This is a genomic window from Leclercia tamurae, from assembly GCF_025566055.1.
GTDB lineage: Bacteria > Pseudomonadota > Gammaproteobacteria > Enterobacterales > Enterobacteriaceae > Enterobacter > Enterobacter tamurae.
Genome location: NZ_JAMHKS010000074.1, coordinates 259,121 through 280,101, shown reverse-complemented (window position 1 = coordinate 280,101; position 20,981 = coordinate 259,121). Strand labels below are relative to the sequence as shown.

21 protein-coding genes and 1 other RNA gene are annotated in these 20,981 nt (G+C 57.3%); 15 read left to right on the top strand and 7 right to left on the bottom strand.

All coding sequences use genetic code 11. From position 1 onward, the window contains the following. Positions 1-50: 50 nt before the first annotated feature. The 3 genes from M8318_RS14400 to zapA all read right to left on the bottom strand — a co-directional run bounded on the left by M8318_RS14400 (position 51) and on the right by zapA (position 1,227). Positions 51-647: a 5-formyltetrahydrofolate cyclo-ligase gene (locus M8318_RS14400; protein ID WP_262663308.1), complete on the bottom strand. Its 597-nt coding sequence runs from the start codon at positions 645-647 to the stop codon at positions 51-53. A gap of 25 nt (positions 648-672) precedes the next feature. After that, a non-coding RNA gene (gene ssrS, locus M8318_RS14395) (6S RNA) lies at positions 673-856 on the bottom strand. Positions 857-897: 41 nt separating this feature from the next. Next, complete coding sequence (zapA, locus tag M8318_RS14390) at positions 898-1,227, bottom strand: cell division protein ZapA (protein ID WP_032613890.1); 330 nt, start codon at positions 1,225-1,227, stop codon at positions 898-900. Between the two features lie 167 nt (positions 1,228-1,394). On the opposite strand from zapA, the gene M8318_RS14385 reads away from it, so the two are divergent. The 8 genes from M8318_RS14385 (at position 1,395) to M8318_RS14350 (ending at position 11,455) form a co-directional block, all read left to right on the top strand. After that, positions 1,395-1,973 carry a YecA/YgfB family protein gene (locus M8318_RS14385; protein WP_146145529.1) on the top strand — a complete coding sequence of 193 codons (579 nt, stop codon included), beginning with the start codon at positions 1,395-1,397 and terminating at the stop codon, positions 1,971-1,973. A 21-nt stretch (positions 1,974-1,994) separates the two neighbouring features. Beyond that, positions 1,995-3,308 (top strand): Xaa-Pro aminopeptidase, encoded by a 1,314-nt coding sequence (gene pepP / locus M8318_RS14380; protein ID WP_262663307.1) that lies wholly within the window; start codon positions 1,995-1,997, stop codon positions 3,306-3,308. Further along, the gene (ubiH, locus tag M8318_RS14375) at positions 3,305-4,483 is read left to right on the top strand and encodes a 2-octaprenyl-6-methoxyphenyl hydroxylase (protein ID WP_262663306.1); all 1,179 of its coding nucleotides are present in this window, start codon (positions 3,305-3,307) and stop codon (positions 4,481-4,483) included. Before pepP ends, ubiH begins: the two co-directional genes overlap by 4 nt. Positions 4,484-4,495: 12 nt before the next feature. After that, positions 4,496-5,698 (top strand): FAD-dependent 2-octaprenylphenol hydroxylase, encoded by a 1,203-nt coding sequence (gene ubiI / locus M8318_RS14370; RefSeq protein ID WP_262663305.1) that lies wholly within the window; start codon positions 4,496-4,498, stop codon positions 5,696-5,698. A 428-nt stretch (positions 5,699-6,126) separates the two neighbouring features. Beyond that, positions 6,127-7,221, top strand: a complete 1,095-nt coding sequence (gcvT, locus tag M8318_RS14365) for a glycine cleavage system aminomethyltransferase GcvT (protein ID WP_225758111.1) — start codon at positions 6,127-6,129, stop codon at positions 7,219-7,221. 23 nt (positions 7,222-7,244) lie between these two features. Then, positions 7,245-7,634, top strand: a complete 390-nt coding sequence (gene gcvH / locus M8318_RS14360) for a glycine cleavage system protein GcvH (RefSeq protein ID WP_039029826.1) — start codon at positions 7,245-7,247, stop codon at positions 7,632-7,634. A 127-nt stretch (positions 7,635-7,761) separates the two neighbouring features. Then, entirely contained in the window at positions 7,762-10,635 is a 2,874-nt protein-coding gene (gene gcvP / locus M8318_RS14355) for an aminomethyl-transferring glycine dehydrogenase (RefSeq protein WP_262663304.1), read from the top strand. A gap of 76 nt (positions 10,636-10,711) precedes the next feature. Further along, positions 10,712-11,455, top strand: a complete 744-nt coding sequence (locus tag M8318_RS14350) for an SDR family oxidoreductase (RefSeq protein WP_225758112.1) — start codon at positions 10,712-10,714, stop codon at positions 11,453-11,455. A gap of 59 nt (positions 11,456-11,514) precedes the next feature. Here M8318_RS14350 and bglA read toward each other — a convergent pair whose 3' ends face one another. Together bglA and M8318_RS14340 are read right to left on the bottom strand one after the other, a co-directional pair. Next, a complete protein-coding gene (gene bglA / locus M8318_RS14345) occupies positions 11,515-12,948 on the bottom strand; it encodes a 6-phospho-beta-glucosidase BglA (RefSeq protein WP_262663303.1) in 1,434 nt (477 codons plus the stop codon). A gap of 113 nt (positions 12,949-13,061) precedes the next feature. Next, complete coding sequence (locus M8318_RS14340) at positions 13,062-13,793, bottom strand: MurR/RpiR family transcriptional regulator (RefSeq protein ID WP_262663335.1); 732 nt, start codon at positions 13,791-13,793, stop codon at positions 13,062-13,064. A gap of 52 nt (positions 13,794-13,845) precedes the next feature. On the opposite strand from M8318_RS14340, the gene yqfB reads away from it, so the two are divergent. Then, a complete protein-coding gene (gene yqfB / locus M8318_RS14335; RefSeq protein WP_262663302.1) occupies positions 13,846-14,157 on the top strand; it encodes a N(4)-acetylcytidine aminohydrolase in 312 nt (103 codons plus the stop codon). Positions 14,158-14,321: 164 nt separating this feature from the next. Beyond that, entirely contained in the window at positions 14,322-14,981 is a 660-nt protein-coding gene (gene trhA, locus M8318_RS14330) for a PAQR family membrane homeostasis protein TrhA (protein ID WP_262663301.1), read from the top strand. Positions 14,982-15,037: 56 nt separating this feature from the next. Here trhA and ygfZ read toward each other — a convergent pair whose 3' ends face one another. After that, positions 15,038-16,018: a tRNA-modifying protein YgfZ gene (gene ygfZ, locus M8318_RS14325; protein WP_166183879.1), complete on the bottom strand. Its 981-nt coding sequence runs from the start codon at positions 16,016-16,018 to the stop codon at positions 15,038-15,040. Positions 16,019-16,321: 303 nt separating this feature from the next. Between ygfZ and sdhE the strand changes: the two genes are divergently transcribed. Both sdhE and M8318_RS14315 read left to right on the top strand, forming a co-directional pair. Continuing rightward, positions 16,322-16,588 carry an FAD assembly factor SdhE gene (gene sdhE / locus M8318_RS14320; protein WP_032613860.1) on the top strand — a complete coding sequence of 89 codons (267 nt, stop codon included), beginning with the start codon at positions 16,322-16,324 and terminating at the stop codon, positions 16,586-16,588. Continuing rightward, positions 16,569-16,982, top strand: a complete 414-nt coding sequence (locus tag M8318_RS14315; RefSeq protein WP_106994382.1) for a protein YgfX — start codon at positions 16,569-16,571, stop codon at positions 16,980-16,982. Before sdhE ends, M8318_RS14315 begins: the two co-directional genes overlap by 20 nt. 4 nt (positions 16,983-16,986) lie before the next feature. On the opposite strand, the gene fldB is transcribed toward M8318_RS14315, so the two are convergent. Continuing rightward, positions 16,987-17,508 (bottom strand): flavodoxin FldB, encoded by a 522-nt coding sequence (gene fldB / locus M8318_RS14310; protein ID WP_261645041.1) that lies wholly within the window; start codon positions 17,506-17,508, stop codon positions 16,987-16,989. 101 nt (positions 17,509-17,609) lie between these two features. Between fldB and xerD the strand changes: the two genes are divergently transcribed. The 3 genes from xerD to recJ are packed head-to-tail and all read left to right on the top strand — an operon-like array spanning position 17,610 to position 20,980. Next, complete coding sequence (gene xerD, locus M8318_RS14305) at positions 17,610-18,506, top strand: site-specific tyrosine recombinase XerD (RefSeq protein ID WP_262663300.1); 897 nt, start codon at positions 17,610-17,612, stop codon at positions 18,504-18,506. 21 nt (positions 18,507-18,527) lie between these two features. Continuing rightward, positions 18,528-19,241, top strand: coding sequence for a bifunctional protein-disulfide isomerase/oxidoreductase DsbC (dsbC, locus tag M8318_RS14300; protein WP_262663299.1), 714 nt, complete (start codon positions 18,528-18,530; stop codon positions 19,239-19,241). A 5-nt stretch (positions 19,242-19,246) separates the two neighbouring features. Next, positions 19,247-20,980, top strand: coding sequence for a single-stranded-DNA-specific exonuclease RecJ (recJ, locus tag M8318_RS14295; RefSeq protein ID WP_262663298.1), 1,734 nt, complete (start codon positions 19,247-19,249; stop codon positions 20,978-20,980). The last annotated feature ends 1 nt before the right edge of the window (position 20,981 follow it).

Sequence of the window (20,981 nt, the reverse complement as noted above, 5' to 3'; positions counted from 1 at the left end):
GGACTACGGGTTTTGTAGGCCGGGTAAGGCGTAGCCGCCACCCGGCTTTTTCACCACTGCCAAATCTTCGATGGCGTCACCACCGCAGGCAGCGGAATATCCCATTTCTCTACCGGTAACGCCTCCACGCGCTGACAATCATGGGCATAGCCCACGGGCTGTAAGCCGTGCTGCTGCCAGTTCTGCAGAGTGCGATCGTAAAAACCTCCGCCCATACCTAAACGCTGACCGCTCTCATCAAATGCCACCAACGGCGTCACCAGTACGTCCAGCTGATCCAGCGGCAGCACGTCACGCACGTCCAGCTTAGGTTCGGTGATTTTCAGACGATTTACCACCAGCTCGCTGTGAGGATGGTAGTGCAGAAACAGCAAGTTCCCCGGGCTGAAGGGGTGAAGTACCGGCAGATAGACCTTTTTCCCGGTGCGCCAGAGCTCATCGATCAGCGGTTGGGTATCGAGTTCGCCATCAAAGGAGAGAAACAGGGCGACAGTATGCGCCATCACAACGGGTGGATAAGCCATCATACGGGCCGCGGCTTGCTGCGCGAAATGGGCTTGCTGTTCGGATGTTAAGGCTCGGCGTTGCTGACGGATGAACTGACGAATCTGTTGACGAGAGGCAGGAACTTCAGGAAGTTGCGTCATGGTAGTCGCTGGGTAGAAAGGTGAGGGAATCTCCGAGATGCCGCCGCAGGCTGTAACCCTTGAACCCTTGGTTCAAGGTGAATGTGTCGTCATAGTTTTAAGGCTTCTCGGACGAACCGAGCATGCTCACCAACCATGGAGCGCCACATTCTTGTGGTATGAAATATCGGCTCAGGGGACTGGCCCGCATGCGAACATCTCAGAGAAATTTTTCCTTCAGGGTCACTCTACCATAGTAGACCACGAAGTGTTATTCAAAGTTTTGCCCCGGTCTGTCTGTAATTCGACCCTGATCAAGCAATGCCTGTTCAATGGTCTGCTGGAGCATTTTAATGCGTTGTTCCATGCTCGCCGCGTAATCGCGGGTCTTCGCTTTTTCCTGAGCCAGTTCATAACTGATGTTCAACGCGGCGATGAAGACCAGCTGCTCAGTATTTGTGACTCTAGTGCGTTCTTTTAAATCTTGCAACCGCTGATTCAAATCATCCGCAGCCTGATTCAAAGCATCCCTTTGTTCAGGCGGACAATTCACTCGCAGCGAACGGCCAAAAATTTGGATATCGACGGGTTGTGCAGACATGCCACCTTCCTGCTGTTTGACTGCGCTGCCTTCACTTCCGCTACCGGGGGCTGCGAAGGGGCGACACTATAGCTACCCTGGCGTGTAGAAACAAGCCCTATTCTGGTTCACCAGGGTCCAAAGTGGTAGCATATCATGAATATTCCTCCCTTTGATGACGAATGAGCATGTCTATGCAGAACGAAATGCCTGGTTACAACGATGTCAGCCAATTACTGAACCAGCAGGGAGTGGGTTTAACCCCGGCTGAAATGCACGGTCTGATCAGCGGGATGCTGTGTGGTGGAAACAACGACAGCTCATGGCTGCCGCTGGTTCACGACCTGACGAACGAGGGTCTGGCGTTTGGGCATGATCTCGCCCAGGCGTTGCGCAGCATGCATGGCGCAACCAGCGATGCGCTGGAAGATGACGGCTTCCTTTTTCAGCTTTATCTGCCTGATGGCGACGACGTCAGCGTGTTCGATCGCGCCGATGCGCTGGCCGGTTGGGTCAACCACTACCTGTTAGGCTTGGGTGTGACGCAGCCTAAGCTGGAAAAAGTGACGGGCGAGGCCGGAGAAGCGATCGACGATCTGCGTAACATCGCTCAGCTGGGCTACGATGAAGACGAAGACCAGGAAGAGCTGGAGATGTCGCTGGAAGAGATCATCGAGTACGTGCGCGTGGCGTCGCTGCTGTGCCACGATACCTTTACGCGCGTAAAACCGACCGCACCGGAAGTGCGCAAACCGACCTTACACTAATAACAATTCCAGGAGGGTGTCATGACTCAGCAAGAGTACCTTCGCCGCCGTCAGGCGCTGCTGGCCACTATGCAGCCGGGCAGCGCCGCGTTGATTTTTGCCGCACCGGAAGCCACGCGCAGCAACGACAGCGAATATCCGTACCGCCAGAGCAGCGATTTCTGGTATTTCACCGGCTTCAATGAGCCGGAGTCGGTGCTGGTGCTGATCAAAAGTCACGACACCCATAACCACAGCGTGCTGTTTAACCGCGTTCGCGATCTCACCGCTGAGATCTGGTTTGGCCGCCGTCTGGGCCAGCAGGCCGCGCCGGAAACGCTGGGCGTGGATCGCGCCCTGGCGTTCAACGAGATCAACGAGCAGCTCTACCAGCTGCTCAATGGCCTGGAGGTGGTCTACCACGCTCAGGGCGAATACGCCTATGCCGATGAGATTGTCTTTGCCGCGCTGGATAAGCTGCGCAAAGGTTCCCGGCAAAATCTGAAAGCACCGGTAACGCTCACCGACTGGCGTCCCGCCGTCCACGAGCTGCGCCTGTTTAAATCAGAAGAAGAGCTCGAGGTCATGCGTCGCGCGGGCGAGATCAGCGCGCTGGCCCATACCCGGGCGATGCAAAAATGTTGTCCGGGGATGTTCGAGTATCAGCTGGAAGGCGAAATTCACCATGAATTTACCCGCCACGGTGCACGCTACCCGGCCTATAACACCATCGTTGGCGGCGGTGAAAACGGCTGCATTCTGCATTACACCGAAAACGAGTCTGAACTGCGGGATGGCGATCTGGTGCTGATCGACGCCGGATGCGAATTTAAAGGCTATGCCGGGGATATCACCCGCACCTTCCCGGTCAACGGCAAATTTACCCCGGCCCAGCGTGCCATCTACGACATCGTGCTGCAGTCGCTGGACACCGCACTGATGCTGTTCCGCCCCGGCACCTCCATTCAGGAGGTCACCGGTGAAGTGGTGCGCATTATGATTAGCGGGCTGGTGGAGCTGGGGATCCTCAACGGCGACGTCGATCAGTTGATCGCTGATAACGCTCACCGTCCCTTCTTTATGCATGGCCTGAGCCACTGGCTGGGGCTGGATGTGCATGATGTGGGCGTGTATGGCCCGGAACGTTCCCGCGTGCTGGAGCCAGGAATGGTGCTGACCGTTGAACCGGGGCTCTATATCGCCCCGGATGCCGACGTGCCCGCAGAGTATCGCGGGATCGGTATTCGTATCGAAGATGACATCGTCATCACTGAATCCGGTAACGAAAACCTGACGGCGTCGGTGGTGAAAAACGCCGACGAGATTGAAGCCCTGATGGCGGCGGCCCGCCCATGAGCATCATCATTGTTGGCGGGGGCATGACGGGCGCCACTCTGGCGCTGGCGATTTCAACGCTGACCCAGGGCAAGCTTCCGGTGCATCTGGTGGAGGCCGTGGCGCCGCAGTCGGCCGGTCATCCGGGGTTTGATGGCCGCGCCATCGCCCTGGCGCAGGGCACCTGCCAGCAGTTGGCCCGCAGCGGCATCTGGCAGGCGATTGCTGATTGCGCTACCGCGATCGAAACCGTCCATGTCAGCGATCGGGGCCACGCCGGGTTTGTCACCCTTGAGGCGCAGGATTATCGTATTGATGCCCTGGGGCAGGTGGTGGAGCTGCACGACATAGGTTTGCGCCTGTTCCGCCTGTTGCAGGATGCCCCTGGCGTGACGCTGCATTGCCCGGCACGCGTGGAACACTTTACCCGCAGCGAAACGTCGGTCAGCGTCACGCTGGATGACGGCAGTACGCTCGAGGGACAACTGCTGGTGGCGGCCGACGGCTCCCGTTCGGCGCTCGGCCAGCAGTGTGGGATCCAGTGGCAGCAGCAGCCGTACCATCAGCTGGCGGTGATCGCCAATGTAGCCACCGCCGAGCCACACCGTGGCCGCGCCTTTGAACGTTTTACCCAGCATGGTCCTTTGGCCATGCTGCCGATGTCGCAGGGACGTAGCTCACTGGTCTGGTGCCATCCGCTGGAAAACGCGGATGAAATACAGAGCTGGTCGGACGAACGCTTCTGCACCGAACTGCAAAAGGCCTTTGGCTGGCGGCTGGGGCGTATCACCCATGCCGGGAAGCGTTCGGTCTATCCTTTAGCATTAACCACCGCGTCGCAGGCAGTCTCCCATCGCGTCGCGCTGGTGGGCAATGCCGCCCAGACGTTACATCCCATCGCCGGGCAGGGCTTTAACCTCGGCCTGCGCGACGTGATGACCCTTGCCGAAACGCTGGCGCAGGCGTTTGCCCGACAGCAGGATTGCGGCGCGTATCCGGTGCTGTGCCAGTATCAGAAACGACGTCAGGCAGATAAAGAGGCCACCATCGGCGTAACCGACGGGCTGGTGCATCTGTTTGCTAATCGCTGGGCTCCGCTGGTGGCTGGGCGTAACCTGGGGTTAATGGCGATGGAATTATTCATTCCGGCACGCGATGTGCTGGCGCAGAGGACTCTCGGTTGGGTCGCTCGCTAAGGAGTTAACAAAGTGCAGAATGTTGATGTTGCCATTGTCGGTGGCGGAATGGTAGGACTGGCGCTGGCCTGCGGTCTGCAGGGCAGCGGTCTGCGCGTGGCGGTACTGGAGCAGAAACAGCCTCAGCCTGTCGCTTCCGATGCGCCGCCTGAGCTCCGTGTCTCAGCGATCAACGCCGCCAGTGAAAAGCTGCTGACCCGTATCGGCGTCTGGTCAGAGATCGTCGCCCAACGCGCCAGCTGCTATCACGGCATGGAAGTGTGGGATAAAGACAGCTTCGGGCATATCGCTTTTGATGATGAGAGCATGGGCTACAGCCATCTTGGCCATATCATTGAAAACGCGGTGATTCACCATGCGTTATGGCAAAAAGCGCAGCAGTGCAGCGACGTCACGCTGATTGCTCCCGCGCAGCTGCAGCAGGTGGCCTGGGGCGAAAACGATGCCTTTATTACCCTGCAAAGCGGCGACATGCTGACCGCGCGCCTGGTGGTAGGGGCCGACGGCGCAAACTCCTGGCTGCGTAACAAAGCCGACATTCCACTCACATACTGGGACTACCGCCATCATGCGCTGGTCGCCACCATCCGCACTGCGGAGCCGCACCAGGCCGTAGCCCGGCAGATTTTCCATAATGATGGCATTCTCGCCTTCCTGCCGCTGAGCGATCCGCATCTCTGCTCGATCGTCTGGTCGCTCTCCCCCGAGAAGGCCCAGCAGATGCAGGAGGCGTCCGCCGACGAGTTCAATCAGGCCCTGTGCGTGGCCTTTGATAACCGGCTGGGGCTCTGCACCGTCGAAAGCGAGCGCCAGGTGTTCCCGTTAACCGGTCGCTATGCGCGCCAGTTCGCCGCGCATCGTCTGGCGCTGGTGGGTGACGCGGCACACACCATTCATCCGCTGGCCGGGCAGGGCGTGAACCTGGGCTTTATGGATGCCGCCGAGCTGGTAAATGAACTGCGCCGCCTGCATCGTGACGGCAAAGATATCGGGCAGCATCTTTACCTGCGCCGCTACGAGCGCAGCCGTAAGCACAGTGCTGCGATGATGCTGGCGGGCATGCAGGGCTTCCGCGAACTCTTTGCCGGTGCCAACCCGGCCAAAAAACTGCTGCGCGATCTTGGGCTGAAACTGGCTGATACCCTCCCGGGCGTCAAACCGCAACTCCTGCGCCAGGCGATGGGTCTTAACGATCTCCCGGACTGGCTACGCTAATTTAGATCCCCATCACACTTTATTTTCCCGGCCTGTGGGCCGGGAAAATTCCCTCGTTTGAAATAATCTAATTTCACCGACTTTTTCGCATTAGATTATCTAATCTGGCTATTTTTATGTTACGGAAATTCAGCGCGTTTTTCCGCACTAAATATCAGCCCATGCTAAATCCTGTCTTAATAACTTTGCTTTTGTGCGGAATGATTCGCATTTTTATAGTGAATAACTCTGTACGCTTTGCTGGCATTTTTGACCATAAGCTAATGTGATGACCCATTTTCCCTTATGGTTAACCACCGTTTTCAGTGGTAACTTCAGGGAAAAGAGAACGTTTGCGTCGGCGTCCGGGAGCGATGCCGATGCCGGGTTTTATGGTGAGTTTTTCAGCATAAAACGCAAGACAGCCCAGCTCATTCAACGAGGATAAGATGGCTCAACAGACGCCTTTGTACGAACAACACACCTTATGCGGTGCACGCATGGTCGATTTCCATGGCTGGATGATGCCGCTGCATTATGGTTCGCAGATTGATGAGCATCATGCGGTGCGCACCGATGCCGGTATGTTCGACGTCTCGCATATGACCATTGTCGATCTGCACGGCAGCCGCACCCGGGAGTTTTTGCGTTATCTGCTGGCGAACGATGTGGCGAAACTCACGAAGCCGGGCAAAGCGCTCTATTCCGGCATGCTGAATGCCTCCGGCGGCGTGATTGACGACCTGATTGTTTATTACCTCACCGAAGATTTCTTCCGCCTCGTTGTTAACTCCGCCACCCGTGAAAAAGACCTCGCCTGGATCACCCAACACGCTGAACCTTACGCCATCGACATCACCGTACGTGATGACCTGTCGCTGATCGCGGTGCAGGGTCCGAACGCCCAGGCGAAAGCTGCATCCCTGTTCACTGATGAACAGCGCCAGGCCACTGACGGCATGAAGCCGTTCTTTGGCGTGCAGGCGGGCGATCTGTTTATTGCCACCACCGGGTATACCGGCGAAGCGGGCTATGAAATTGCGATGCCGAACGAAAAAGCGGCCGATTTCTGGCGTGCGCTGGTTGAGGCGGGCGTTAAGCCGGCCGGTCTGGGCGCGCGCGATACGCTGCGTCTGGAAGCCGGCATGAATTTGTATGGTCAGGAGATGGACGAAGGCGTCTCTCCGCTGGCGGCCAACATGGGCTGGACCATTGCATGGGAACCGGCGGATCGCGACTTTATCGGACGTGAAGCGCTGGAAATGCAGCGTGAGAAGGGTACCGAACAGCTGGTTGGCCTGGTGATGACCGAGAAAGGCGTACTGCGCGGCGAGCTGCCGGTGCGTTTCACCGATGCCAATGGCAACCACTGCGAAGGCATTATCACCAGCGGCAGCTTCTCTCCGACGCTGGGCTACAGTATTGCGCTGGCGCGTGTGCCGGCGGGCATTGGCGAGACTGCCGTGGTGCAGATCCGCAACCGCGAAATGCCGGTCCGCGTGACCAAACCAATTTTTGTTCGCGCCGGTAAGCCGGTCGCCTAATTATTTTTATCAGGAGAAATTCAATGAGCAATGTGCCAGCAGAACTGAAATACAGCAAAGAACACGAGTGGCTGCGCAAAGAAGCCGACGGTACTTACACCGTTGGGATCACCGAGCATGCTCAGGAGCTGTTAGGTGACATGGTCTTTGTGGATCTGCCTGAAGTAGGCGCGACCGTGACCGCGGGCGACGACTGCGCCGTGGCGGAATCTGTTAAAGCCGCTTCTGATATCTATGCGCCAGTGGGCGGCGAAATCGTGGCGGTAAACGACGCACTGAGCGACTCCCCGGAACTGGTGAACAGCGAGCCCTACGGCGAAGGTTGGATCTTCAAAATCAAAGCCAGCGACGAAGCGGAAGTTGCCGCTCTGCTGGATGCCACCGCGTACGAAGCCCTGTTAGAAGACGAATAATGTTGTGCCGGATGGCGCTGCGCTTATCCGGCCTACAGGTCAGCGTAGGCCCGGTAAGCGTTAGCGCCACCGGGCAACAGAGTTAGAGACAACTACGATTCACTGCACGTTTCAGGAACCATCGCTCATGACACAGACTTTAAGCCAGCTTGAAAACCGTGGCGCCTTCATTGAACGTCACATCGGGCCGGATGCTCAGCAACAGCAGGAGATGCTGAAGACGGTTGGCGCGGATTCGTTAAACGCCTTGATCGGCCAGATCGTGCCGAAAGATATTCAGCTCGACACGCCGCCGCAGGTGGGTGAAGCCACCACTGAATACGCTGCGCTGGCAGAACTGAAAGGCATTGCCAGCCTGAACAAGCGCTTTAAGTCTTACATTGGCATGGGCTACACCAACGTACAGTTACCGCCGGTGATCCTGCGTAACATGCTGGAAAACCCAGGCTGGTACACCGCCTATACCCCATATCAGCCGGAAGTATCTCAGGGCCGTCTGGAAGCGCTCCTCAATTTCCAGCAGGTCACCCTGGATCTGACCGGTCTGGATATCGCCTCGGCCTCGCTGCTGGATGAAGCCACCGCTGCCGCAGAAGCGATGGCGATGGCAAAACGCGTCAGCAAACTGAAGAACGCAAACCGCTTCTTCGTTGCCGCCGACGTTCACCCGCAAACCCTCGACGTGGTGCGTACCCGTGCGGAGACCTTTGGTTTTGAGGTGATCGTTGATGACGCTGATAAAGTTCTGGATCACCAGGACGTGTTCGGCGTACTGCTGCAGCAGGTTGGCACCACCGGTGAAGTGCACGACTACGGCACCCTGATTGCCGAGCTGAAAGCGCGCAAAGTTGTTGTCAGCGTGGCGGCCGATTTTATGGCGCTGGTGCTGTTAACGGCCCCGGGCAAACAGGGCGCAGACATCGTCTTCGGCTCCGCGCAGCGCTTCGGCGTGCCGATGGGCTACGGCGGTCCGCACGCGGCCTTCTTTGCCGGCAAAGATGAATTCAAACGCTCCATGCCAGGCCGCATTATCGGCGTATCGAAAGATGCCGCCGGTAACACCGCGCTGCGCATGGCGATGCAGACTCGCGAGCAGCACATCCGTCGTGAGAAAGCGAACTCCAACATCTGTACTTCTCAGGTGCTGCTGGCCAATATCGCCAGCCTGTATGCGGTCTTCCACGGCCCGGCTGGCCTGAAGCGTATCGCCAGCCGTATTCATCGTCTGGCGGATATCCTTGCCTGCGGCCTGCAGCAGAAAGGTCAAAAACTGCGCCACGCGCACTTCTTTGACACCCTGTGTGTTGAAGTGGCCGACAAAGCCGCGGTGCTGGCGCGCGCCGAAGCCGCAGAGATTAACCTGCGCAGCGATATACTCAATGCGGTGAGCATTACCCTGGATGAGACCACCACGCGTGAAGATATTCAGGTCCTGTTCAACGTCCTGCTGGGGAACGACCACGGCCTGAATGTGGATACCCTCGACAAAGAGGTGGCGCATGACAGCCGCTCTATCCAGGCGACCATGCTGCGCGACGACGCGATCCTCGCCCATCCGGTGTTTAACCGCTACCACAGCGAAACCGAGATGATGCGCTACATGCACTCCCTGGAGCGCAAGGATCTGGCCCTGAACCAGGCGATGATCCCGCTGGGCTCCTGCACCATGAAGCTGAACGCCGCCGCCGAGATGATCCCGATCACCTGGCCGGAATTCGCCGAGCTGCACCCGTTCTGCCCGGCCGATCAGGCGGAAGGCTACCATATGATGATTAACCAGCTCTCCGACTGGCTGGTGAAACTGACCGGCTACGACGCCCTCTGCATGCAGCCGAACTCCGGCGCGCAGGGTGAATACGCGGGCCTGCTGGCAATCCGTCACTATCACGAGAGCCGCAACGAAGGCCATCGCGATATCTGCCTGATCCCAAGCTCTGCCCACGGCACCAACCCGGCCTCTGCCCAGATGGCGGGGATGGAAGTGGTGGTTGTGGCCTGTGATAAAAACGGCAACATCGATCTGGCTGACCTGCGTGCCAAAGCAGAACAGACCAGCGATAAGCTCTCCTGCATCATGGTGACCTATCCGTCCACCCACGGGGTGTACGAAGAGACTATCCGTGAAGTGTGCGAGATCGTGCACCAGCACGGCGGCCAGGTTTACCTCGATGGCGCCAACATGAACGCTCAGGTGGGGATCACCACGCCAGGCTTTATCGGCGCGGACGTGTCGCACCTGAACCTGCACAAAACCTTCTGCATTCCGCACGGCGGTGGCGGCCCGGGTATGGGTCCAATCGGTGTGAAAGCGCACCTGGCCCCGTTCGTACCGGGTCACAGCGTGGTGCAGATCGAAGGCATGCTGACCCGTCAGGGCGCGGTCTCCGCGGCACCGTTCGGCAGCGCCTCCATTCTGCCTATCAGCTGGATGTATATCCGCATGATGGGCGCGGAAGGGCTGAAGCAGGCCAGCCAGGTGGCGATCCTGAATGCCAACTACATCGCGACCCGCCTGAAGTCTGCCTTCCCGGTGCTCTATACCGGTCGCGATGGCCGCGTGGCGCACGAATGTATCCTCGATATTCGCCCGTTGAAAGAGCAGACCGGCATCAGCGAACTGGATATCGCCAAACGTCTGATCGACTACGGCTTCCACGCCCCAACCATGTCGTTCCCGGTCGCGGGCACGCTGATGGTTGAGCCAACCGAATCCGAAAGCAAAGCCGAGCTGGACCGCTTTATCGACGCGATGCTGGCGATCCGCATGGAGATCGACCGCGTTCAGGATGGCGAATGGACGCTGGAAGATAACCCGCTGGTCAACGCCCCGCACACCCAGCACGAGATGGTGGCGGAGTGGAATCACGCTTACTCCCGCGAGCTGGCAGTCTTCCCGGCAGGCGTGGCTAACAAGTACTGGCCGACCGTGAAGCGTCTTGATGACGTCTACGGCGACCGCAACCTGTTCTGCTCCTGCGTGCCGATGAGCGAATACCAGTAACGGTTCTGCTATAACATAATCATGTAGGCCGGGTAAGCGTCAGCGCCACCCGGCTTTTTTGTTTCTGGAGGTTCTTATGGCAATCGCACTTGTTACCGGCGCCAGCCGCGGAATTGGCAAAGCGACCGCGCTTCAGCTGGCACGCGAAGGCTACACCGTGGCGGTGAATTATCACCACAACATCAAAGCCGCGACCGACGTCATCGCGCAGATTGTGAAAGAGGGCGGCAAAGCCTTTGCCCTGCGGGCAGACATCAGTGATGAAGCCCAGGTCATGGCGATGTTCGACAGCCTTGATCGTGAAGGTGAACCGCTGACGGCGCTGGTTAACAACGCTGGCATTCTGTTCGAGCAGAGCACCATCGAAAATCTCTCTGCCGAGCGCATTAATCGGGTGTTGGCCACCAACGTGACCGGGTATTTCCTCTGCTGCCGCGAGGCGGTGAAACGCATGTCGCACAAACATGGCGGAAAGGGCGGGGCGATTGTGAATGTCTCGTCCGCGGCATCGCGACTCGGCGCGCCGGGGGAGTATGTGGATTACGCGGCGTCGAAAGGGGCCGTAGACTCCCTTACCACCGGCTTAGCGCTGGAGGTGGCGGCGCAGGGCATTCGGGTTAACTGCGTCCGTCCGGGGCTGATCTACACCGAAATTCATGCTTCCGGCGGCGAGCCGGGACGTGTGGATCGGGTGAAGTCGATGCTGCCGATGCAGCGCGGCGGCCAGCCTGAAGAGGTGGCGCAGGCGATTGTCTGGCTGCTGAGCGAGAAGGCGTCGTACGTGACGGGCAGTTTTATTGAGTTAGCGGGCGGGAAGTAAATCCCACCCGCATCATTTGTAGGCCGGGTAAGGCGAAGCCGCCACCCGGCATTACGGCGTTAAAGTTTCTCGCCGTTGCTGGCAATCACCGCTTTGTACCAGTCAAAACTCTTCTTGCGCGAACGGGACATGTCGCCGGTGCCGTCGTCGTGCTTGTTCACATAGATAAAGCCGTAGCGTTTGCTGTACTGGCCAGTGGTGAACGATACGCAGTCGATGCAGCCCCACGGGGTGTAGCCCATCAGGTCCACGCCATCATACGTGACCGCTTTCATCATCTCTTCGACATGGGCGCGCAGGTAGTCGATGCGGTAGTCATCGTTAATGCTACCGTCTTCTTCCACCTTGTCGTACGCGCCAAAACCGTTTTCGACGATAAACAGCGGCTTCTGATAACGCTCATACAGCTCGCACAGGGCGTAGCGCAGGCCGACCGGGTCGATCTGCCAGCCCCAGTCCGACGCCTTCACGTGTGGGTTCGGGACGCTGCCTTCGAAGCCGGAGATCGCATCGCCAGTACCGCCTTCCGCTTTCACCGCGTTGGTCATGTAGTAGCTGAAGCCCAGATAGTCACAGGTGCCTTCACGCAGGATCTGCTCGTCGCCCGCTTCCATATGGATGGTGAAACCGCGGCGCTCCCACTCGTTCAGCACGTAGGACGGGTAGTAACCGCGCAGCTGCACGTCGGTAAAGACATAGCGCTCACGCATCGATTCCTGGGCAAACATCACGTCTTCTGGTTTGCAGGAGAACGGATAGAGCGCCACCATCGCCAGCATGCAGCCGACCTGCATCTCCGGGTTGATACGGCGAGCGGCTTTCACCGCCAGAGCGCTGGCCACGAACTGGTGGTGCAGCACCTGGTACATGGTCTCTTCCGGGTTTTGATGCTCGGTATAGACCACGCCGGAGCAGCAGTAGCCGAACAGCGGGGCGCGCCAGTTACGCTGGTTGTTGATCTCGTTAAAGGTCATCCAGTATTTGACCTTGCTTTTGTAGCGCTCAAACACTACTTCAGCGAAATTAACGAAGAAGTCCACCACCTTGCGGTTGGTCCAGCCGCCGTACTCCTGCACCAGATGCAGCGGCATTTCGAAGTGGGAGAGGGTGATCACCGGTTCGATGTTGTACTTCAGCAGTTCATCGAACATGTCGTCGTAGAACTTCAGCCCCTCTTCGTTCGGCTGGGTTTCGTCACCTTTCGGGAAGATACGGGTCCAGGCAATGGAGGTGCGGAAGCATTTGAAGCCCATCTCGGCAAACAGCTTGATGTCTTCTTTATAGTGGCCGTGGAAGTCGATGGCTTCATGGTTCGGGTAGTATTTACCTTCGATCACTTCCTGAGTGATTTCGCGCGGAACGCCATGGGCGCCGCCGGTCAGCACGTCACAAATGCTCGGGCCTTTGCCGCCTTTGTTCCAGCCGCCTTCAACCTGGTGCGCCGCCACTGCGCCACCCCATAAAAAGTCTTTTGGTAAGGTGAGTTTTTTCATCTTTGCTGATCTCATTAATTGACTTATTTTTGAGTCTAACAAAGGGGAATAAAAAGTCACGATATAACAATTTGCAGGAATTGTGACTTGTTACGGCAAAAAAACAGGGTGTTTTATTCCGTTAATTTCTTCGCCAGTTTGCGCCCGAGTGATTCGAGAATATAAATCACCGGGATTTGCGTCGTAATATCGTAGACGCCTCCGATACGGGTTTGCGGGACATGCCAGGAGAGATTAAAGTCCGCCAGTTTTGCCAGACGCGAATGTTCGTGGCTGGTGATGGAGAGCACCTTGCAGTGATGCAGGCTGAACTGGCTGGCGAAGCGCAGGATCTCTTCAGTTTCGCCCGAGACCGAGAGCACAATTGCCAGCGCGTTTTTCGCCATATCGTTGGTGACCGGGAAATAAGGATCGTCGATATGGTTGCTGAATTTGCCAATATTGGAAAAGAAGCGCGCGCCATATTTTGCCAGCGACCCCGAGGTGCCAGCCCCGACAAATATAATGCGCTCTGAGGATAAGATAATATCCACGGCGGTATTTAATAGCGTATCAAATTCATCGTTGTTTACGCTTTTGAAAAAACTGATAATCTCGCTGGCACCAAAATTGGCCTGCTGCGGTTCGTTTTGTTCGAGATATAATTTAAACCGCACGCGGAATTCAGAATACCCATCGCATTTCAGCTTGCGGCAAAAGCGCAGCACGGTGGTGGTGGAGACCCCTGCCGCATCCGCCAGTTCGCGGATGGTCATGTACATCACCTGGTCACGGTTTTTGATGACGGTGTTGTAGACCATCATCTCCAGATTATTAAGACTGGCAATGGCGGAATGGGAGAACATGCTCACAGGGGTTAAACTCACTCATCAGACTTCATCTTCAGGGAATAATACCATGCAGCCAAACGACATTACTTTTTTTCAGCGCTTTCAGGATGACATTCTGGCCGGGCGTAAGACCATTACCATTCGCGATGAGAGCGAAGCGCACTTTAAAGCGGGTGATATTCTGCGGGTGGGGCGTTATGAAGATGACGGTTACTTTTGCACCATTGAGGTGATGGGCACGTCGACCGTGACGCTGGAAACGCTGACTGAAAAACAGGCTCAGCAGGAGAACATGACCCTGGGTGAACTTAAGCGGGTGATTGCAGAGATTTATCCCAACCAGCAACAGTTTTATGTCATTGATTTTAAATGTCTTTGATTTAAACATGAACGATCGTTAGCTGAAAATAACATTCAAATATATGATTGTATTGAATAAAAATATCTACGATATTTATTTTGGCTAACAGGTGTTCACTGAAATCATTCTCAGTTAGCATAGTCAGCGATGCAGTATTCACTTATGTTTTCCCGGAGTTCTCTATGGTTAGCAAACCATTAACCGCACAGGGATATTCGCTGGCTGAGGAAATAGCCAACAGTATTAGTCACGGAGTCGGTCTGGTGTTTGGCATAGTCGGGCTGGTATTGCTACTGGTTCAGGCCGTCGACACCAACGCCAGCGCGCTGGCGATCACCAGTTACAGCCTGTATGGCGGAAGCATGATTCTGCTGTTCCTGGCGTCCACTCTTTACCATGCCATTCCGCATCAGCGGGCCAAAATATGGCTGAAAAAATTCGACCACTGCGCCATCTATCTGCTGATTGCCGGGACCTATACGCCGTTTTTGCTGGTGGGACTGGATTCACCGCTGGCGCGCGGGCTGATGATTGTGATCTGGAGCCTGGCGCTGCTGGGGATCCTGTTCAAGCTGACCATCGCGCACCGTTTCAAGGTGCTGTCGCTGGTGACCTATCTGACCATGGGCTGGCTGTCACTGATTGTGGTCTATGAGCTAGCGGTAAAACTGGCGGCGGGTGGGGTGACCTTGCTGGCGGTCGGCGGAATTATCTATTCGCTGGGGGTGATTTTTTACGTCTGCAAGCGCATCCCCTATAACCATGCGATCTGGCACGGGTTTGTGCTGGGCGGCAGCGTCTGCCATTTCCTGGCGATTTATTTGTATGTAGGGCAGGTTTAATTCGTACGGGTTTCGTAGGCCGGGTAAGGCGAAGCCGCCACCCGGCACTAACACCATCACTCTTCCAGCGAATACGGCAGCGGCTCGATGCTCAGGGTATTCACATCTTCGCGCACGCGGAACACGCTGTCGGGCTCCATATCATTATTCATGACGGCCTGCACCAGCAGGCGGCCATCGTCGAGCTGAACGGCGGCAAGCACGGTGCCGGTACGGCGCCAGTTCTCACCCATCTTCAGCTCCAGATCTTCACCGGCTTCCGGTACACGGCTGGCCTGACCTGCCAGATACCAAAGCGCACGTTTGTTGGCGCCGCGGAACTTCGCGCGAGCCACCATCTCCTGGCCGGTGTAGCAGCCTTTTTTAAAACTGATCCCACCCAGCGCCTGCAGGTTGGTCGCTTGAGGAATAAACTGCCCGCTGTTAGCGGCGTCGATTACCGGGATGCCCGCTTCGATATTCAGCGCCAGCCACTGCTGGCTGTTATTCAGCTGAGCTTCGCCACGCAGGGCCTGGGTCACGCGCTCTGCGGTGGCGACATCGGTCACCAGAAGGAAACGTTCCGCCGGGTGTTCAAACCACAGCAGCGAGGTGGCGCCGTCGTTGGTCACCTGTTTTTCGGCATCAGGCAGTTCGCTGAACAAGTTTTTCAACGCCGCGCGCGCCTGGAACCCGGCCACGCCCAGCAGCACCAGCTCATCATCGGCAGCGATGGTCACTTTTGAGAACACCGCATACTTTTTCAGCTCGGTGAGTTGGGCGTCGCGCAGGCTGCGGCGTTCGATCAGGGCAAACCCGTCCTGACGGCGGAAGAGGCGCAGGTTGCTCCACATCTTGCCTTTTGGATCGCAGTGCGCAGCCAGCAGGTGCTGGTGTTCGGTCATCTGGCTGACATCAGCGGTCACCTGGCCCTGCAGGTACTTTTCGCTGTCCGCACCCACGAGGGTGGCCAGGGCCCAGTCATCAAGAGTCATAAGCGTCAGCGGCAGACGCGCAGAGGCGACAGGCTGGCGCGGAGAAAAAGGTGTAAATGCCATAGTGAGATCCTGAATTGCATAACGCTTTGTTAATGCCTAATGGTAAAAGAGACTGTCGCCATTGCAAGCGGTTTCAACAGGCTATTCGTGCCCTCGCGCCATTCTGCGTAACGCAACGCAAAACGGATGAACACCGGTATTTATTGTGGTTTTTTCTGGAAGCATGCGTCAGGAACGCAATATTCCAGTAATGAAACAGCAAAAAACACGTTACACTAAGAGCCGTTTCTTCCCGGTAGATCCTCTTTCTCAGCCGATACGAACGGAACACTGCCTGAACTCAACGTTATGCAGGAAAAGCACATGGACATTACTAACAAAGCCCGCATTCATTGGGCATGCCGTCGCGGCATGCGCGAACTCGATATCTCCATCATGCCGTTCTTCGAATACGAGTACGACACCCTGAGCGATGAGGACAAAAAGCTCTTCATCCGCCTGCTGGAGAACGACGATCCTGATTTATTTAACTGGTTAATGAATCATGGCGAACCCGCCGACGCCGAACTGCAACGGATGGTGCTTTTAATTCAAACACGGAATCGGGAACGTGGTCCTGTGGCAATCTGATTTACGCGTCTCATGGCGCGCCCAGTGGATGTCTCTTTTGCTCCACGGCCTGGTGGCGGCTTGCATTCTGTTGATGCCATGGCCGCTGAGCTACACCCCATTATGGTTAATCTTACTGTCGCTGGTGGTGTTTGATAGCGTACGCAGTCAACGGCGCATCAATTCCCGTCAGGGCGAAATCAAACTGTTCATGGATTCCCGCCTGCACTGGCAGGGCAGCGAGTGGGAGATTGTCGGCACGCCGTGGATGCTCAATTCCGGCATGATGCTCCGCCTGCGCAAAGGCAGCGGGAAACGCTATCAGCATTTATGGCTGGCGGCAGACAGTATGGATGAAGGGGAGTGGCGGGATCTGCGCCGGATGCTTTCGCAGCAACCGACGCACGGGCGGTAGGGGTTTAGCTAAACTGCTCCGCCATTTCGCCGAGGATCTGCTCGCACCAGTTTTGCAGGCGCTCTTCGCTCAGATCGTATTGATTCGTTTCATCGAGGGCCAGCCCGACAAACAGCTGGCCGTCGGCAATGATCGGTTTCTTGCTGGTAAACTCATAGCCTTCTGTCGGCCAGTAGCCGATGAAGGTCACCCCTTTCGGCGCCAGCTTGTCATGCAGCATTCCCAGCGCGTCGAGGAACCACTCGCCGTAGCCTAGCTGATCGCCCATGCCGTACAGCGCGATAATTTTGCCTTCCAGCTGCAGGGAATCAAGCTGATCCCAGATGGCTTCCCAGTCTTCCTGCAGTTCACCAAAATCCCAGGTTGGGATACCCAGAATCAGCACGTCGTACTGCTCCATCATCGTCGGGGCGTCGTCTTTGAGATTATGCAGGGTGACCAGTTCCGGACCAATAATGTCGCGAATTTTCTCTGCGGCCATCTCGGTGTAGCAGGTGCTGGAACCATAAAACAGACCAATATTCATCGCTAAAATGTCTCAATACTTGCTATGACTTTGCGAGTAGTGTACCAGAAACAACCCGCATTCAGGCATAATGCCCCCATTGCAGAACGAAAGAGGCTGACGTGGAAAAGGATCTCGCACTCATCGAGCAATTTCTCGATGCACTGTGGCTGGAGAAGAATCTTGCCGAAAATACCCTCAGTGCTTACCGACGCGATCTGGGGATGCTGGTGGCCTGGTTACACCATCATGATCTCGCCCTGAACACGGCCCAAAGTGGCGATCTGCAGGCGCTGCTTGCCGAGCGCATGGAGGGGGGCTATAAAGCCACCAGTTCCGCCCGGCTGCTGAGCGCCATGCGGCGTCTGTTTCAGCATCTGTATCGTGAGAAGTTACGTCCCGACGATCCTAGCGCCGCGCTGGCCTCGCCAAAATTGCCCCAGCGTCTGCCGAAAGATCTCAGCGAAGCACAAGTTGAGAGATTATTACAGTCGCCGGTGGTTGACCAACCGCTGGAGTTACGCGATAAAGCGATGCTCGAAGTGCTGTACGCGACGGGGCTGCGCGTCTCTGAGCTGGTCGGGCTGACGATGAGCGATATCAGCCTGCGTCAGGGCGTGGTGCGGGTGATCGGCAAAGGCAACAAAGAGCGTCTGGTGCCGCTGGGTGAAGAGGCGGTGTACTGGCTGGAGAACTATCTTCAGCATGGGCGTCCGTGGTTGCTCAACGGTGCCTCCATTGATGTGCTGTTTCCGAGCCAGCGTGCGCAGCAAATGACGCGTCAAACCTTCTGGCATCGCATCAAACATTACGCCACACTGGCGGGTATCGACAGTGAAAAACTTTCGCCGCACGTTCTGCGTCACGCTTTTGCGACCCACCTTCTGAACCATGGCGCCGACCTGCGCGTGGTCCAGATGCTGCTTGGGCACAGTGACCTTTCAACGACGCAAATCTACACGCATGTCGCGACGGAACGCCTGCGGCAGCTACACCAACAGCATCACCCCCGTGCGTGATGACTTGTAACAGGAACCAATATGAAAAAGTCTTTAGTGCTGTTCTCTCTGCTGGCAGCCTCATTATCCGGCCTGGCGCATGCAGACGATGCAGCCATCAAACAGTCTCTGGCGAAGCTTGGCGTCACCGGCAGCGACATTCAACCTGCGCCCATCCCCGGGATGAAAACCGTGATGACCAGCGGCGGCGTGCTGTACGTCACCGAAGACGGTAAGCACTTCCTGCAGGGGCCGCTGTACGACGTGAGCGGTGCCCAGCCGGTCAACGTGACTAACCAGATGCTGATGAAGAACCTGCACGCGCTGGAAAAAGAGATGATCGTCTACAAAGCGGCGCAGGAAAAACATGTCATTACCGTGTTCACTGACATCACCTGCGGCTATTGCCACAAGCTGCATGAAGAGATGAAAGACTACAACGCGCTGGGGATCACCGTGCGTTATCTCGCCTTCCCGCGGGCGGGCGTGCAGAGCCAGCCTGAGCAGGACATGAAGGCCATCTGGTGTGCGAAAGATCGCAACAAAGCCTTTGATGATGCCATGAGCGGTAAAGGCATTCAGCCAGCCTCCTGCGATATCGACATTGCCAATCACTACGCGCTGGGCGTGCAGTTTGGCGTGACCGGAACGCCCGCCATCGTGCTGAGCAACGGTTATGTCGTGCCGGGTTACCAGGGGCCGAAAGAGATGAAAGCGTTCCTCGACGAGCACCAGAAACAGGTTGGCGGTAAATAATTCGCGTGAAATCTTCGATACAACTCCGTCGTCGTGAAGTGAACGACAGCGCCGCGTTACCCGCGGATCTGTCGCCTCTGTTGCGTCGACTGTATGCCAGCCGTGGCGTGCAAACCGCAGACGACCTTGAACGAAGCGTAAAAGGCATGTTGCCCTGGCAGCAGCTGAGTGGCGTCGAGAAGGCCACGGAGCTGCTGTACAACGCCTTTCGGGAAGGAACGCGCATCATCGTGGTGGGGGATTTCGATGCCGATGGTGCCACCAGTACCGCGCTGAGCGTGCTCAGCCTGCGGGCGATGGGGTGCGAAAACGTCTCCTACCTGGTGCCGAACCGCTTCGAGGATGGCTACGGCCTGAGCCCGGAAGTGGTCGATCAGGCCCACGCCCGCGGCGCGCAAATGATCCTCACCGTCGACAATGGGATCTCGTCCCATTCCGGTGTCGATCGTGCGCACGATCTCGGGATCCCGGTGCTGGTCACCGATCACCATCTGCCCGGCGACACGCTGCCGGCAGCAGAAGCGATCATCAACCCCAACCTGCGCGACTGCGACTTCCCGTCGAAATCGCTGGCAGGCGTTGGGGTGGCGTTTTACCTGATGCTGGCGCTGCGTACCCGGCTGCGGGATAACGGCTGGTTCGAGGCGCAGGGTATCGCGGCGCCGAATCTGGCGGAATTCCTCGATCTGGTGGCGCTGGGCACCGTGGCGGACGTGGTGCCGCTGGATGCCAATAACCGTATTCTCACCTGGCAGGGGTTAAACCGCATTCGGGCGGGCAAATGCCGTCCGGGCATTAAGGCGCTGCTGGAGATCTCCAACCGGGATCAGCAGCGGCTGGCGGCCAGCGATCTGGGCTTTGCTCTCGGACCGCGTCTTAACGCCGCCGGGCGACTGGATGACATGTCGGTGGGCGTAGCGCTGCTGCTGTGCGACAACATCGGCGAAGCGCGCGTGCTGGCCAGCGAGCTGGATGCCCTGAACCAGACCCGCAAAGAGATTGAGCAGGGGATGCAGGCTGAAGCCCTGATCCTGTGCGAGAAGCTGGAGCGCAGCGGCGAAACGCTGCCCGGCGGGCTGGCGATGTATCACCCCGAGTGGCACCAGGGCGTGGTTGGGATCCTGGCCTCGCGCATTAAAGAACGTTTCCACCGTCCGGTGATCGCCTTTGCGCCAGCAGGCGACGGCACGCTGAAAGGATCCGGTCGATCCATTCAGGGGCTGCATATGCGCGATGCGCTGGAGCGTCTGCATACTTTACATCCCGATCTGATGATCAAATTTGGCGGCCACGCGATGGCGGCAGGCTTGTCGCTGGAAGAGGCAAAGTTCGATCGGTTCCAGCGCCTGTTCAGCGAGCTGGTCACCGACTGGCTGGATCCGGCTCTGCTGCAGGGCGAAGTGGTCTCTGACGGTCCGTTAACGCCCGCTGAAATGACCATGGAAGTGGCGCAGATGCTGCGTGATGCCGGTCCGTGGGGGCAGATGTTCCCGGAGCCGCTGTTCGATGGTCGTTTCCGACTGCTGCAACAGCGGCTGGTGGGGGAGCGCCATCTGAAAGTGATGGTGGAACCGGTCGGCGGCGGCCCGCTGCTGGACGGTATCGCCTTCAACGTCGATACCGCCATCTGGCCGGACAACGGCGTCCGCGAAGTCGAACTGGCCTACAAACTGGATATCAACGAGTTTCGCGGCAACCGCACGCTACAAATCATCATCGACCATATCTGGCCACTTTAGC